This is a genomic window from Flavobacterium psychrophilum (assembly GCA_001708385.1).
Lineage (GTDB): Bacteria > Bacteroidota > Bacteroidia > Flavobacteriales > Flavobacteriaceae > Flavobacterium > Flavobacterium psychrophilum_A.
In genome coordinates this window covers 3,155,178-3,170,852 of the sequence record CP012388.1, presented here as the reverse complement: position 1 = coordinate 3,170,852, position 15,675 = coordinate 3,155,178, and the positions used below count along the sequence as shown (strand labels likewise).

General features: G+C 33.1%; 13 protein-coding genes. All 13 read right to left on the bottom strand.

Features of this window, described 5'->3' with window-relative positions; translation table 11 throughout:
* The gene (locus tag ALW18_13925; protein AOE53525.1) at positions 1-777 is read right to left on the bottom strand and encodes a sugar transporter; all 777 of its coding nucleotides are present in this window, start codon (positions 775-777) and stop codon (positions 1-3) included.
* 139 nt (positions 778-916) lie between these two features.
* Positions 917-2,866, bottom strand: coding sequence for a polysaccharide biosynthesis protein (locus ALW18_13920; protein AOE53524.1), 1,950 nt, complete (start codon positions 2,864-2,866; stop codon positions 917-919).
* Positions 2,867-2,882: 16 nt separating this feature from the next.
* Positions 2,883-4,025 (bottom strand): pyridoxal phosphate-dependent aminotransferase, encoded by a 1,143-nt coding sequence (locus ALW18_13915; GenBank protein AOE53523.1) that lies wholly within the window; start codon positions 4,023-4,025, stop codon positions 2,883-2,885.
* An 86-nt stretch (positions 4,026-4,111) separates the two neighbouring features.
* Positions 4,112-4,717, bottom strand: a complete 606-nt coding sequence (locus ALW18_13910; GenBank protein ID AOE53522.1) for an acetyltransferase — start codon at positions 4,715-4,717, stop codon at positions 4,112-4,114.
* 1 nt (position 4,718) lies between these two features.
* Positions 4,719-5,321 carry a UDP-galactose phosphate transferase gene (locus ALW18_13905; protein AOE54420.1) on the bottom strand — a complete coding sequence of 201 codons (603 nt, stop codon included), beginning with the start codon at positions 5,319-5,321 and terminating at the stop codon, positions 4,719-4,721.
* Between the two features lie 6 nt (positions 5,322-5,327).
* Positions 5,328-6,560, bottom strand: a complete 1,233-nt coding sequence (locus ALW18_13900) for a glycosyl transferase family 1 (GenBank protein ID AOE53521.1) — start codon at positions 6,558-6,560, stop codon at positions 5,328-5,330.
* A 4-nt stretch (positions 6,561-6,564) separates the two neighbouring features.
* Positions 6,565-8,409 carry a heparinase gene (locus ALW18_13895; protein ID AOE54419.1) on the bottom strand — a complete coding sequence of 615 codons (1,845 nt, stop codon included), beginning with the start codon at positions 8,407-8,409 and terminating at the stop codon, positions 6,565-6,567.
* Positions 8,410-8,489: 80 nt separating this feature from the next.
* Complete coding sequence (locus ALW18_13890; protein AOE53520.1) at positions 8,490-8,945, bottom strand: acetyltransferase; 456 nt, start codon at positions 8,943-8,945, stop codon at positions 8,490-8,492.
* Complete coding sequence (locus ALW18_13885) at positions 8,927-10,084, bottom strand: hypothetical protein (protein AOE53519.1); 1,158 nt, start codon at positions 10,082-10,084, stop codon at positions 8,927-8,929. The genes ALW18_13890 and ALW18_13885 overlap by 19 nt, the downstream gene beginning before the upstream one ends.
* Positions 10,081-11,403, bottom strand: coding sequence for a hypothetical protein (locus ALW18_13880; GenBank protein AOE53518.1), 1,323 nt, complete (start codon positions 11,401-11,403; stop codon positions 10,081-10,083). The genes ALW18_13885 and ALW18_13880 overlap by 4 nt, the downstream gene beginning before the upstream one ends.
* A 2-nt stretch (positions 11,404-11,405) precedes the next feature.
* Positions 11,406-12,479, bottom strand: coding sequence for a hypothetical protein (locus tag ALW18_13875; protein ID AOE53517.1), 1,074 nt, complete (start codon positions 12,477-12,479; stop codon positions 11,406-11,408).
* Positions 12,476-14,248, bottom strand: coding sequence for a hypothetical protein (locus ALW18_13870; GenBank protein ID AOE53516.1), 1,773 nt, complete (start codon positions 14,246-14,248; stop codon positions 12,476-12,478). The genes ALW18_13875 and ALW18_13870 overlap by 4 nt, the downstream gene beginning before the upstream one ends.
* Position 14,249: 1 nt before the next feature.
* A complete protein-coding gene (locus ALW18_13865) occupies positions 14,250-15,665 on the bottom strand; it encodes a hypothetical protein (GenBank protein ID AOE53515.1) in 1,416 nt (471 codons plus the stop codon).
* Positions 15,666-15,675: the final 10 nt, after the last annotated feature.

The following is a 15,675-nucleotide window of genomic DNA, read 5'->3' as shown; positions in this document are numbered from 1 at the left end:
TTAACGTGTTGCTAGGGCGATAATGGTAATTAATAATGAGATTCCGGATATAGCTACAGTTATATTAGGACCTACCACAGATGAGTTAATCCTTGTTTTGTTGGGTTCAACATAAACTATATCATTTTGTGTAAGATAGTAAAAAGGCGAATTGATAAAATCTGCCTTTGTCATATCAACAAAATTATGCGTTTTCTTTCCGTTTGCCTCCCTGATAATAAGAACCCTGCTCCTATCGCCATATATAGTCATATCACCGGCCATTGCAAGAGCTTCAGGCAGTGATACTCTTTCTGTGTTGATATTGTAAGAACCTGCTCTCGTAACTTCACCAAGTAACGACACTTTAAAATTAAGTATCCTCATGTTAACAATAGCATCATTCACATATTTCTTAAGTTCTGCATTAAGCTTATTGATTGCTTCTGCACGTGTAAGTCCACCAAGTTTCAGGGTACCTAAAACCGGAAATTGTATATTACCACTATTATCAACAAGATAGGTTTGATATTGTTGTTGTGACGAAACAACATTCATATTAGATCCTGACGAGTTCATAACCCCCACAAGCGGAAGGTTAAAATCTTTTACTGACTCAGGATCTGAAGCAGAAACAATAATAAGCAATAAATCGTCTGCTTTCAAACTTGGCTCATAATTAACTGCCGAACTTTCTGAAGTGTTAGAAATGTTTTGAAAATAAACGATTTTTTTCCTTGATGCACAAGAGCAAAATAACGAGACGGTAATAAAAAATAATAGTGCTTTCCTTATCATATATTCCAATTAACCTATAAAGGTGAAAATTTAAGCGCAAAGATAATTTTTTATCATTATTACTATCATAAAATTATGACAAATAAATATGCATAATCAAATTGATATGACAGAACAATATGATAGGTGTTTTAAGAAATTACAATCCCGCAGCCTTATCCAGTAGCTGAAATTCAGAGTTCATACTTTTGAATTCCGGCACAATTTCTTTCATCTTCAATACTACTTCTTCACGCGAGTAACCACCTGCGGCAGTAATAAGATCTTCCAGCAATGAAGTTAGTAAAGTAAAATCATCATAACTCTCCTGTGCAATCATGATTTTTTCATGATGGGTAGGAAGTGTTTTAGAGGTATCGTTCAAAAGCTCTTCGTACAACTTTTCTCCCGGCCTCAAGCCCACGATTTCTATATTTATATCCTTGTAAGGCGCAAAACCTGCGAGCATGATCATCTTTTTAGCAAGATCGATAATCTTAACAGGTTTACCCATATCAAAAATATAAATCTCCCCCCCTTTTCCCATGGCACCAGCTTCAAGAACAAGCTGACAAGCCTCTGGTATTGTCATAAAATAACGTATTATATCAGGATGAGTCAGCGTTATCGGTCCTCCTGCCTCTATCTGTTTTGTAAATAGTGGTACTACAGAACCATTAGATCCCAAAACATTTCCAAAACGAGTTGTAATAAACTTGGTTGCCGAATTATTTTTAAGAAGGACTTCATTATTATGTAATGCCTGTACGTACTTTTCAGCAATACGCTTGCTCGCGCCCATAACATTGCTTGGATTCACAGCTTTATCAGTTGAAACCATTACAAAACTATCAACATTATACTTCAAGGCGAGCTCAGCCACATTTTTAGTTCCAAGTACATTTACAAAAATGGCTTGCGAAGGGTTTTCTTCCATAAGTGGCACATGCTTGTAAGCTGCGGCATGATAAACAACCTGCGGCCTGAATCTATCAAAAACGGCATCTAACGCCTTCCTGTCCCTGACATCGGAAATAACACTGCATATACTTGAACTATCTTTTAATCCTGATATTTCCAGCCCGAGATGATGCAATGGCGTTTCCGCCTGATCCAGCATTATAATATTTTTTGGACCAAACTGTATTACCTGTCTAACAATCTCACTTCCGATAGAGCCTGCCGCACCCGTAATCAATACGGTTTTACCTTTAACCTGGCCAGATATCGATTTATTATCCAACACTATTGGTTTTCTCTCCAGTAAATCCTGAATTTGGAAATTTTTGACTTTTTTAGAAATTTCCTTCTGGTCTTCCCAGTCTGAAATTAATGGAACGGTATAAACCTTGTAGTTAAACTCAAGGCATTCATCTACAATTAGTAATTTGTCCTCTTTAGAAAGACTTTTATCAGCGATTACAAGAGCCTCCGCATTAAATATCCTCATTAATACTGAAACTCTCTTTTTGTGCTGCAATATGGGCAGCCCTAATATCATCTTTGATTTATTATGGCTTGACTTATCTATAAAACCTACAATTTTAAATCTTGCAGGGATTTCAGATTTAAGTGCGTTGGCAACAGCTATCGCATTCGCATCTGACCCATAAATTATAGACCGTACTAATTTAGTTGACTGATTGTTATTAAAATAATTTTCAAAAACCTGCTTTACTAAAACCCTGTAAAGAAACAGACAGCTAAAAGAAAATACCGCATTGATAAGTATTCCTATATTTAAGAATAGTAAATGATCAGTGACGCTCCAGTAAAAACTGTTGATTGCTAATAATAGAAATGCGGTAGTAAATTGTGCAAAAAAGATTTTCACTGCATCTATGTAAGAAGAGTGTCTTATAATTCCTGCGTAAGTCCTGAATGCCCTAAAGGAAAGTATACTCGTAAAAAGATAAACCGGAATACTAATGCTGTAGACAGCAGGTTTTACATATAGGATACCCGTACGATATATAATCATATAGGAGAACAAACCTGTCATCGAGATAACAAACACATCCAGCAGCAATATAATCCACCTTGGCAAATATCCTAGATTGTGCAGCGATTCGTATATCTTACCTGTATTTATTTTATTTCCTTTAGCCACTTAAAAAATATTTATATTAAAGCAAACCTGACTCTTTAAAAGCATCGGTTATTCTTGACCTATCCTGATCATTTAGGTTAGACCCGGAAGGAAGACACAACCCATCTCTAAAAAGATTTTCAGCGACATTTGCACCGTAGTATGGGAATGACTGAAAAACCGGCTGCATATGCATTGGTTTCCATAAGGGCCTGGATTCTACATTATTTTTATCCAATACCAGCCTTACATCTTCTCTTGTTATACCATTTGAGTATTCAGGGTTAAAAATAGCTGCACTAAGCCAATGATTGGAAAAGTAATCATCGTTAGCTTCTTTAAAAAGGGTTATCCCATCATGATCTTTAAACAAATCATTGTAAAACCCATGCATTCTTCTTCTTAGACCAATATGCTTATCCAAAACCTCCATTTGCCCTCTGCCTATACCAGCACAAATGTTACTCATCCTATAATTATAGCCAACTTCACTATGCTGATAATGAGGTGCATTATCTCTTGCTTGGGTAGATAGAAAAACAGCCTTATTTTTTAGCTCTTTATTTTTACATACAATAGCTCCGCCACCTGAAGTCGTTATAATTTTATTACCGTTAAAGGACAAAACACCTATATCGCCAAAAGTACCACATTTTTGGCCTTTATATGTACTTCCCAAAGCTTCTGCACTATCTTCCAGTACAGGGATACCATATTTTTCAGAAATTTGCTTTATTGCATCTGCCTTATAAGGCATACCATATAAATGTACCGCTATAATAGCCTTAGGCTGTTTCCCTTTATTTATTCGGTCTTTAATTGCATCTTCCAATGCATTAGGACAAAGATTCCACGTTTCTTTCTCGCTATCAACAAATATTGGAGTTGCTCCTAAATACATTATAGGATTTGCCGATGCAGAAAAGGTCATGCTCTGACAAAGCACCTCGTCTCCTGGTTGTACTCCAAGTAATATCAATCCTAAATGGAGGGCAGCAGTACCTGAACTTAACGCCCCTACATTAACCTCATCTCCAAGATATGTTTCCAGATCAGCTTCAAAGCCATCAACATTCGGACCCAAAGGCGCCACCCAGTTGGCATCAAATGCTTCATTTATAAACTTTAACTCGTTTCCTCCCATGTGCGGCGAAGAAAGCCATATCTTACTATTACTCATTAATTCAAAAATTAGTATACAAATGTAGTTTAATCAGAAAAGTATTGTAATGTTTTTGTCTTAAAAATAACTAAAAACACTAAACTTTATCCAATTTCATTAAATTTTATTATCCTTCCGGGATTACCAACAACGACAGCATAATCAGGTATATCATCTATTACAACACACCCTGCACCTACGGTAACCCATTTCCCAACACTGACACCCTGAATCACACATGCTCCAATACCTACATGAGTACCTTCGCCTACGATCACGTTACCTGCCAATGCAGCATTAGGGGATATATGTACATAGTCACCTAAAACACAATCATGTTCTATTACCGATGCTGTATTAACGATACAATGTGTTCCCACAAATGCATCTGCATTTATTACAGCACCTGCCATAACAACTGTACCCGCACTTATAGTTGAGGACGGAGCTACAACAGCATTAGGATGGATTGCTGACACAAAGTTTGCGTCTATTTTCATGGCGATTTTTTGCCTTACTCTATTATTCCCTATTGAAATTATGCATCTATTTCCGTTTTGTAAAAATGACGCATCATTATTTACAGGCACACCCAGAATATCTGTATATTTAGGATTATCATCATACAGAGCATCGATGGTTGTCTCTCCAACGGCTCTGATTATCTCTATAATGACTTTACTATGTCCGCTCGCGCCGTATAAAAACATATTAATTTCCTTTAAAAGCCTCCATCGTAGCAGAAGTTGTTGAACTGATACCTTCTGACTTAAACACCTTTTTTATCGTTAAAAATATAATTTTCAAATCCAATACCAATGAAACATTATCTACGTACCATACATCATACTCAAATTTTTGCTGCCAGCTTATAGCATTTCTTCCATTTACCTGAGCCCAGCCGGTTATACCCGGCTTAATTTCGTGTCGCCTTTTTTGAAAATTGTCATATAAAGGCAGGTATTGTGGCAATAGGGGCCTTGGGCCAATTAAGCTCATGTCTCCCTTGATAACATTTATTAATTGGGGAATTTCATCCAAAGATGTTTTTCTGACAAATGATCCTACCGAAGTAAGACGATCCGAATCCGGCAATAAATTACCTTGGGCATCTTTGCGATCTGTCATGGTTTTAAATTTAATAATACTAAAAATCCTTTCCCCTTTTCCAGGCCTTTTTTGAAAGAAAAATGGTTTTCCACTATTTGCAATAAAGAGGCATAGACAAACTGTAATAAAAATAGGGCTTAATAACAGTAACCCTATAATAGCAGAAAAAAAATCAAATAGGCGCTTAACACTATTTTTATATATCATTGATTAAATAATTTGCTTAATACTCTCTAAATATCTATCGGAAAGCACTTGCCTGTCAAAATTCAGCTTTGCATAAAGGTAACCATTTTCACCTTCAGTCCTTATCCGTTCGGGATCATTAATATATCCTCTAATTATCCTATTATATTCTGAAATGTTTTCGGGTTCTATATAGCTTCCTGCTTTTGCTTCCTCAACTAGTTCTTTTGAAATACCATCTATACCCATAAGCACGGGGGTTTTACAAGAAAAATAGTCAAATGTCTTATTAGAATAAACTGTTTTAAAAGTATCCACTCTCTTTAAAACAGAAATTCCCATATCAGACGCTATGATATATTTAAAAACGTCCTTTTTAGCCACTGGGTCTATAAACCGCACATTAACAACTCCCATTTCTGCTGCCAACGACTTTAAGCTTTCTTTTCTCATACCCTGGCCAATTAGCAGAAACAATACTTTTGTATCCTCTAATGCCTTTCCAGCTTCGAGTATTTGTTCAAGATGATTTGCCACTCCATGCGCACCAACGTATGTAATAACGAAATGATCACCAAAATCGTGTTCTTCACGAAACTTATCCCTATCAAAATTTTGTCTTACTTCTTCAGATAATGAAAAATCAGACGCATTTGGTATCATTATAAGCTTATTCTTGTTTACGTTTTTCTTTTCAATCAAAGTATTGTAAAAAGCAGGAGTAAGCACGTTTATAAGCTTTGCTTTTTTATAAATAAAATTTTCAAAGCCGTATGCCAGCTTAATAATTAGTTTATTGGTTAAAACACCGGTATCAATTGCTGATTCCGGCCATAAATCCCTTATCTCAAAAACCATAGGAATTCGTTTAAATAGTGAAATAAAATAACCACTACCCCCTACAAATAGCGGTGGTGAAGTTACAATTATAACATCATATTTGCCTTTAATTTTAAACACGCCTGCCCAAAATGAAGAAAACATGAATGAAAAATACCCCCAAAGCCTCCCCAAAAAACCGCTATTATAAGATTCGGAAACATGTACCCGATGCACATTCACTTTTCCTTGATTTTTTCTTACAAAATACTTTCCTTTATATTCATCTCTTTTACTACTACCATTAGCATGCATCATACCTGCTATCACAGTTACTTCGTGACCTGCATCTGTCCAACTTTTAGAGATCTCGTTCCACCTTGATCCACCCGCATCATCTTCTTCCAGAAAATATTGATGTAATAACAGTATTTTCATATACCTAAATTTCTATTTGTGTTTCTATTTCATTTTTAAAGGCAAAAGAAGTAGCTGATCCCTCTTTCTTATATCCATAATATTCTGAATTATATGAATTTGTATGTTGCACCATTGCACCTAACGAATCCGCGATGGCTGTAAATGTAACCGGATAATCATCATGATGCCATATTTGCTTTTTATCAACAGCCATTAAACCAGAAACTTCATCTTTCACAGTCCAAACGTTTTTACCTTTTAACTTGACTACTATCCTTTTGTGTCTTGCTTTAGGATTCAGAAACCGAAACACGCTTATCTCACCTTCAAATACATAAGTATCATCTGTTTCTGTCCACCTTGCACTCAAAGCCTGCGACCAATAATACCATATAAAGCGGCTACCTTTCAGCATTTGCGAATGATCCCCTACAACAACAGTATTATGCGACAATGTACCCGTAAAATAATCCTGGAATTCCTTATTAGTATTATACTTATATGTCCCAGAATCGCGTAATACATTTTGACCATCTACCCAAATATCAACATGAAGATTGTCTGCATGAGCTGGTCTGTCTTTATGATTACCACATCGTATGAAAGTAAAAGAATTACTTTCCCTAAGTATATAGAACCCTCCTACGGGGTATGATTTAAAACCAAAATGTTTCCGTAAACTAGATTTGCGATCAGGATTTACTTCCAGGTTGCCACATACCCATTTAGAATCTTCCCGTATAGTTTCTTCGTTGTAAAGATGTGTTCCTGTTAATATTTTGTGCAATGTATTAAGCTGGGGCCTGTAATCCCTGTAATCTGTCGATGACAAAGGAAAGAACAACGCTCCATCGTTAGATCCATAGTTTGGAAGGTGTCCGTTTTTTTCCTCAAGACATTGGTAAAGAAAATCTAAGGATTTGTAAGCTCTGTCATAAACCACATCCGAGAATCTTTCACCATTTAATTCTTTAACAGTAATCCCTAAAGACAACAGCTGAACAACAACCCTATGGTAATTCATTGAAAACTGTAAAAATGTACCGTCTCTGTACACTTGGTAACCAATTTCCTGTTCAAACCATCTAGAACCTCTTTTTGCCCATATTTTAGTTTCAGGTATATACGGAAACAAAATATTACTTAAAGAAAGTAAAAGCGTCTCTGTAATAGCGTGATTATTTCTTACCGCAATTCTCGAAAAGTTAATATGTCTGTAAACATGATCCAACGACCAGTAAATTGTATTCTGTATCTTTTCCCAACGTTGCTGTGTAAACGCCTTAGAGTTTTTATAATAGTGAATAGCATAACACCAGTTTAATACCCTAAGTGATATCTCTTGGCTACATCTCCAATTTGGCCCTTGATTTACGGTATTGCTGTCAATCCAGCTTTCAATTTCTGAAAACACATATTCCGAATGATCTTCATTAAAATGATAATCACTTCTTATTATTGAAAGTAAATAGGAAAATCTGGACTTTTCCCACACATATTTTATGTCACCAGCTTCTACTGAAAGATCGGGTATTTCAGACCAGTGCTTAGAAATGTCATACTTAAATCCATTATCAGGATTAGTAATCCAGTCATAATCCTTTCCTAGTTTTATCCATTCATGACTAAAAAATCGTATTTCCCCATTTAGTATTTTCTGAGACGCCTGCTCTAGATTTTCATCCTGATACTTAGGAAATCCAATTTCTTCCTTAGCGCCGACAAGAAACCTTGAGTTTAAATTACGCCAGTCTGACAGTAATATAAAGTTTTTTGAAGCAGGACTCGCCTTATGCTTTCGTTTAAGTACTCCCAGTCTTTTTTCCAGTTCATGAAAAACACGGTAAGCCACATACCGTGGTCCCATGTTTTTTAAAAGCTGTATAACCTGCACTAACTTATTCAAATTGTGTTATTTTGGAATTAATATATGTATAGCACAAAAAATTACAACTGGTCAATTTCATAATATTTGACCGATCGATTTTGCTGAATGATCTTCATCGGGTTTCCTACGGCTGTACAATTATCCGGGATATCTTTATTAATAAGCGAATTTGAGCCCACTATAACATTGTTACCGATTTTTATCTCTCCAAAAATAACTGAACCCGTTCCAATATATACGTTATCTCCAACAACAGGTACACGCTTATCTCCAAAATTTCTTCCAATAGTTACATTTTGAGCAATAGTTACGTTATCGCCAATAACTGTATTGGAATGAATAACAACCCCTAGTCCCCAGTAACCGATTTTGAAATTTTCGCCTATCTGCGCAGAAGACGGAAGCCATACAGAAAATAAAAATCTGTTTAAAAATGAGAAAAATTTCCCTACAGGCTTCATTCGATTTCTATGAAACCAATTGCCGATTCTATATATTAATACTGGTGGCGCCATAATGCGTAATTAATTGCTTCTTTAAACTTACTATAGTATTTAGAAAAACTAAATTCCTTAGTTATTCTTTCAAACGATTTAAGACCCATCGATTGGCGGACATCTTCGTTTAGATATAAAAATTCGATTTTTTCAAATAGGGACTGCTCATTTATCGTTTCAATAATAAAGCCGTTTGAATCATCCACTAAATCATATTCCGTTCCATCTGCCCTACCTGTTATAACAGGCAAGTTATTAAGCATAGCCTCTACGATAGCAAGTCCTCCAAGTCCAGGTAAAACCATAACATCACATTTGCTTAATATTTTACTAGCGCCTTCATTTATACGTCCATGTAATAAAATGCTATCAGCAACATTATTGTCTTTGATATATTTATCAATCACAGTCAGATACTTTCCGTCACCAATAATGTGAAGCATTCCAACATCTTTATACACGAGATTAAATCTTTTAACTACATCAATCAACAATTCAAGATTTTTTTCTGACGTGATTGATCCTATGAAAACCAAATTAAACTTGTCTTGGTATGGAAAAGAAAATTCTACATTTCTGTATCTTTCAATTTCCTTAAGTTTCTTATCTGTATCTATGACATTCACCCCTACAAAAATCTTTTCCATCTCTACGCCACGGCTCAGAAAGTAATCCCGCCCTTTAGAACTATAAGTAAAAATAGCATCACTGTTATTTTCAATCACCTTTTCCCATTTATTTAGCCATTTTCGTAATCCGCTATATGTTCTTCCTTCCAGCATTCCCAAACTCCACCAGACAAATTTTTTCCTAAAGATCTTAGCATATATAAATGCTATTGAGGAATTAACTATTGATGACGAACCTTCTGAAAAAATAATTTGTGGCGATTTTACTATCAGGTGAAAAAACAAAAAGGGGCTTACAGGTATGTATGCTTCTCCATTTGCTGTTTTAAGCGGAATTCTAAAATCAAATAATTTCTTGTTTTTAAATCTAAATTCCTGATTTGTATTTACAAGCTTGCTACCCTCTTTTCCCCTGCCGAATAAAAGGCAGAACTCGTATTCACTATCACCATCAATGTGCTCATAAAATGGCAACCTATAGTGCATGATTACTTGGTAAAGAACTAATATTTTAATTTTATGTTTCATAATTTAAATGATATGCCGCCATACTTCCTATATCTTTTATACAAGAAATTGACTAAAAACAACAATAAGATTGCTCCGTGTGAAAACAAGATGGTGAAAGGATGTACACCCATTAGCTTCCAAAATAATGATACCAAAATTACATACGCTGAAAATGAAATTTTATCTCTTACTTTATCAGTACAAAACAACTGAAATTTAGCTAGAACATATCCCATCACTAAAGATCCAACAACTACTCCCATATAGCCAAAATCTGAATATAAATAGCATATAAAATGAGCATTTTGATGCCCCGTAGAAGCATATACCAGTTTGCGTTCAGGTAAGTTTTTTATAAAAATGTGATTAGATACGTTAAAATAATCTTCTCCTGAAAAATATGTAAATATTTTATGAGTCCTTCCTCCTAAAAAATCTTCACTAACTCCATAAACGTTAAAATAATCAATGGATCTTTTAAAAGTCTCGCCCGAAAATCGATACACTGTTTTAGTAATTGTAACTTCAGCAGAATCAATAAAACTTCTATCAGATGCGATAAAATCAATTAGGATAGGGAAAGCAAGAGAACTAATAAACAACAAAACAAAATGCTTTATTCTAACTTTTTTAGAAAGGTATATAAAAGTAACACCTAACATCAAAAAAATTAATGCCACAGGTGCTAATGAACCACTTATACTATTATTTATAATACCGACAATCAGAAAACATAAAAACCATATTAGGTTTTTTTTGCTTCTATTTAAAAAATATAAACTGAAATAATAAATGATTACTATTGGGAAAAAAATTTGCCTATTTAAATTCCAAATATAATTATTTAGTCCAATATCACCTTTAAATAGAGCTTCTTTACTGACAGTAGCATCTGCAGCCAACGATTCATCTGCGCCAGCCTTAAGGATTTCCAAAATCGGTATCTTCTGAACAGAAACAAGAGCATGTAGAAATAAGCCTATTGAGATCAAAGATAATATTTTAACAACTTTTTTTTCCTTAAAAAGAAAAACATTCTCGGCAACATTTTCGGAAATAACTTTGCTTTTAACAATGCGTCTATTATATCCAAACGTCAACCCCAATAGAAAAAAGAAAGCATGTGAAAATAATGCTAATAAAAAAATAGTGTATCCTGGTGCAGTATTATGCATTTCTATTTCCAGTGGCTGCAATAATGTAGTAACCATCAATAAAAACCATATAAAATAAAACCCAGGAATAGTGGGGTATCTTAAGTTTAAAAAACCGGTCAGCTTATTAGCAAGAAATGTAATTAAAATAATAGCTAAAAAAAATGTATATTCTAATATCATCTCTACTCTTTATAATTTTCCAAAACTAATTTAGCCACACTTTCCCAAGACAATAACTCTTTACAATATCGAATCGAATTTTGACAAATATTGTCGTATAAATCATTATCTGTAACCGAAATATATATTTTATCAGCCAACATATTTAAATCCTTATGACTATAAAGCAATCCATTATAATTATTACTAATATGTTCACTAACCCCTTTTACATCGGAACCGATAATAAACTTTCCATACGAAAATGCCTCCATAATTTTAAGCGGCACAGTAGATTCTGTTGCCTGAGTAGAAGGTCGGGGAATTACAAATATATCAGTATCTTTCCAATATCCTTCTATATCGTCAGGACTAACATGCCCCGTCAAAATAATCTTGGCTTCCAGATTATATTGAGTTATCTTTTTTTTAACATTTTCAAACTCAACGCCTGCTCCTACCATTAAAAACCTGACATTGTCGTCATTATATTTTTTTAAAAAAATTTTGACGGCTTCAACAAAATTGTAAACACCTTGCCATTCATAAAACGATCCGATATATGAGACAACTTTAATTCTACGTTCGTTATTGACATACGTTTGTGAACCTGTCACTGTAAAACCATTAGGTATTATAGAGATTTTTTCATGGCAAATATTGTAGTTTTTCATCAATAGATCCCGTCCGTATTTACCAAGCACAAAAATTTTGTGAGCTTTATGCAAGGTTAATGCAAACATTTTCTGTTTAATCCCTGAGAGAATTTGAAAACTATGCAGTTCTAAAATAAGTTTTGCCTTAAATTGCAAGAGCGAAACAAGGAAGAACAACCTAGGGTTGTGGCAGTGTATAATATCTACTTTATTAGTTAAACATAGCTTTATTAGATAATAGAGTTGTTTAAAAACATTATTGGAGATATAGACATGTACATTTGGTATTGTATTTATAAACGCTATCTTATAATCGTATGATATTATATATATATCGTCATTTGGCGTAAGGTAAGCCGATTCTTTTATCAATCTTGAATTCCTCAAATTCCCCCCCCCTCTGGAAGGGTTATAATGTATACCTATATGTACTACTTTCATAAGTCAATTTTTACGTTATATTCTGGAGAAAATTTTAATCCTTGACCCGACCAGCTATTAGGCCTGACCAAATGCATATTTTCCCGGTTAACATAATCATTTATTACAACATTATCAGATTCAATAATTATTTCTCTTAATATAACCCTATCATCAATTACCCATATGCCTTCAATTGAATTCTCTGCAAAATTATTTAGATAAAATTCTCCATTATATTCAAAATTGAAAACTCCAGAACTTTTCCCTTGCGCAATATCTGAAAATACGGGAACTAAATGAGATTTCGAAGATCTAAACAAATTTCTCATTCCTATGTCGCGTGTATATGTAAAACTCCCTTTATCCTTATAAACCAAGTTAACATTTTCTTCATCATGAATTTCAAATGAAAGTTGATCTTCATGTGCATGCACAGTTTTACTTTTTTTATCAAATCCGCATCTAAACCCGAGATAGAATTTGTCATTTCTAAATCCATAAAGACCGAATCCAGAAAAAGAAAATCGTTCTAAATTTAGGCCATTATTTATAGCGATATTATTAGAATTAAATTTTACAAGAGAATCCTTGCTGTATTTATGCTGGGAAAAGTTCAAATCAAATAATTGTGTAGAAGTATCCAAATACCATCTTTTTAAATAAAGATCGATGTCACTCATAACAGAATAAAAAGAATTTCTGATATTGGTATTATAATATTTATCTTTATATTGTCCAACCCAAACGTTATCCCGATTTATAAATCTACCGCTGTCATTGTCTCCAATTTGATGGAATGTACCATCGGGTAAAGTTATAGCTTTAGCGAAAAGAATACCTTTTCGTAATAATGGGTGAAAGTAGATTTCAATAAATTCTTTAAAATTTTCACCTTTTTTATATTTTAATTCTAAACTTTCAAATAAGAATGACCTAATTTCTAAAGATGAGGCTTCAATAAATATCAATGTATAAAAAAGCATTTCTAAATATAAACGATGATAACCTGTAGAATTTTCAAAATATGATCCATCTTCATTAACTTGTAATTCTAACTCTTTAACAAATTGATTAATTGCAAAATCAAGAAGCAATTTGGTGTCATTTGTCAAATCAAAAGACGATGCTAGAATAAGAATTCCACAAACGTTAGATAAATAATGGTTACCTCTTTTTTTCGGAACCCATTCCAAATTTTTACGAATATAAAATAGGTGATTTATCAACAAATCGTTTATTTCTTCGTTGTAATCATCATTATTTTGAACAGTATTGTAATATGACTTTAAGTATAATATATTCACTGCCCTAATCGCCACATCCATTGTACACATCCAATTAGCTCCACAATAAGGCTTGTTGAATCTTTTAAAATTTTTGATGTACTTTAAGAATACTAACCTATTTTTCGCGTGATTTTGTAGATCTTCGGGATGTTTAAATTCGTGCAAAAATTCTATAAATTGAAATCTTGATAAATCCCACAAAAATTTTACATCGAGTCCCTTTTTATTCTTTAGATTTAATAAAAATGACCATTTTGAATTATTAATTTCAATTCCGGATATTTGATCCGTACTGAAGAGACCCTGGACATCGCTAATGCAGGGTTCTATTCCTTGCAGTATGTATACTGAATTAAAACTAAATGGAATATCTAGATATTCCCAAATATTGAGGTTTTTAGTTGCTTTCCAACCATAACTCTTATAGTTCGTGTTTAATAAAGCTTTTGATAATAACTCATACAATCGAATAATCTTATTATAAAATTTCGTCATATACATATTAGTAAGCTTCTGTTAATGTTTTAACTAATAATGATGAGTTACTCCTTATATATCTTAAATTTCTAATATTAAGAATCAATAACATAAAAATAAAGCCTAAACCTAAAATTATATCAATTAATATATTTACGCTAATAAACATAGTGACTGCAAGATAAATAATCATTAGCAAAACGGAACTGTAATTAATTGGACCAATGTTATAATATTTATTGCAATAAAAATGTCCTAGAAAGAACATAGCTATGTATGTAACGAATGCACACAGTCCTGCACCAATATATCCAAAACCAGTAATAAGTATAAAGTTAAGAATGACATTAAAACAAGAAACGCTAAAGACTATTTTAGCGATTAGACCTGTTTTATCTTTAAAAAGTAATCCCATAGAAGAATAATAGTACAATCCATAGAAAATATATCCAAAAGTAATGAAGGGAATAATTTTAAAACCTGTTGTATAATCATCATTCACAGCTAATAACTCACCCACGAATTTACTCACTATTACGGTTAAAAATCCAACAATTGGAAACAAGATAAAAATTGCTTTTGAAATTACAGCAAATATTTTTTCTCCATTGGGATTCCTATAAATTTTCCATCTAATAGGATTCCATATTATAAAGAACACATCAATAACAACACTTTTGATTAGCGAACCAAACTTAAACCCATAGGAATATATACCTAACTCATAGCTTCCTCTTAAATTTTTAATAAGTATTCTATCGCTGAACATTATTATTATAGCAATCAGATTTGTTAACATTAATGGAAAACTATACTTCAAAATATCAAAAATTAACGACTTATCAAATTTTATAACGATATGATCTTTCAAAATACTAACAGCTCCAATTAAAACTATACTTGCCGAAAGTAAATAACTATAAAACACTCCCTTAATGCCCAGATCTAAATAGTATACGAATAAATAATTGCACAATACAAAAGTAACAACATATAAAAAAGTAATGAATAAAAACTTCCTCACATTAAAATTATTCCTGATAACCAAATTAACAACCATATAAGCTAGTGAAATAATTTCACTTACAAAGTATATTATAAGGCTTACGTTTATGGCTTTAAAATCTTGGAAGATACAACAATATAGAAAAAACAGCAGTGTTATAACACAACCTAAAACACTAGATATAAGCAATATGCTAAAAACTACTTCTCCTTCTTTCCATCTTTGATTATCACCAACATACTTCCAAAAAGAGCTAGTCATACTCATGCTTATGAAAGTTTTGAAAAAAACTCCAATCGCTAATAAATATTCAACCTCTCCAAATTGTACTGGCGTTAAACACAGAGTATAAAGGGGTAATACAAAATATACAATTATTTTTGTAATAAAAGGTTGTAGAGCTAAAATACCGCTGTTTAATAAAAATTTTTTCATTTAGTAGGTA

Coding starts and splice junctions, on each gene's coding strand:
- ALW18_13925 (AOE53525.1), bottom strand. CDS start 777: ATGATAAGGAAAGCACTATTATTTTTTATTACCGTCTCGTTATTTTGC.
- ALW18_13915 (AOE53523.1), bottom strand. CDS start 4,025: ATGAGTAATAGTAAGATATGGCTTTCTTCGCCGCACATGGGAGGAAAC.
- ALW18_13910 (AOE53522.1), bottom strand. CDS start 4,717: ATGTTTTTATACGGCGCGAGCGGACATAGTAAAGTCATTATAGAGATA.
- ALW18_13900 (AOE53521.1), bottom strand. CDS start 6,560: ATGAAAATACTGTTATTACATCAATATTTTCTGGAAGAAGATGATGCG.
- ALW18_13895 (AOE54419.1), bottom strand. CDS start 8,409: ATGGGACCACGGTATGTGGCTTACCGTGTTTTTCATGAACTGGAAAAA.
- ALW18_13890 (AOE53520.1), bottom strand. CDS start 8,945: ATGGCGCCACCAGTATTAATATATAGAATCGGCAATTGGTTTCATAGA.
- ALW18_13885 (AOE53519.1), bottom strand. CDS start 10,084: ATGAAACATAAAATTAAAATATTAGTTCTTTACCAAGTAATCATGCAC.
- ALW18_13880 (AOE53518.1), bottom strand. CDS start 11,403: ATGATATTAGAATATACATTTTTTTTAGCTATTATTTTAATTACATTT.
- ALW18_13875 (AOE53517.1), bottom strand. CDS start 12,479: ATGAAAGTAGTACATATAGGTATACATTATAACCCTTCCAGAGGGGGG.
- ALW18_13870 (AOE53516.1), bottom strand. CDS start 14,248: ATGTATATGACGAAATTTTATAATAAGATTATTCGATTGTATGAGTTA.
- ALW18_13865 (AOE53515.1), bottom strand. CDS start 15,665: ATGAAAAAATTTTTATTAAACAGCGGTATTTTAGCTCTACAACCTTTT.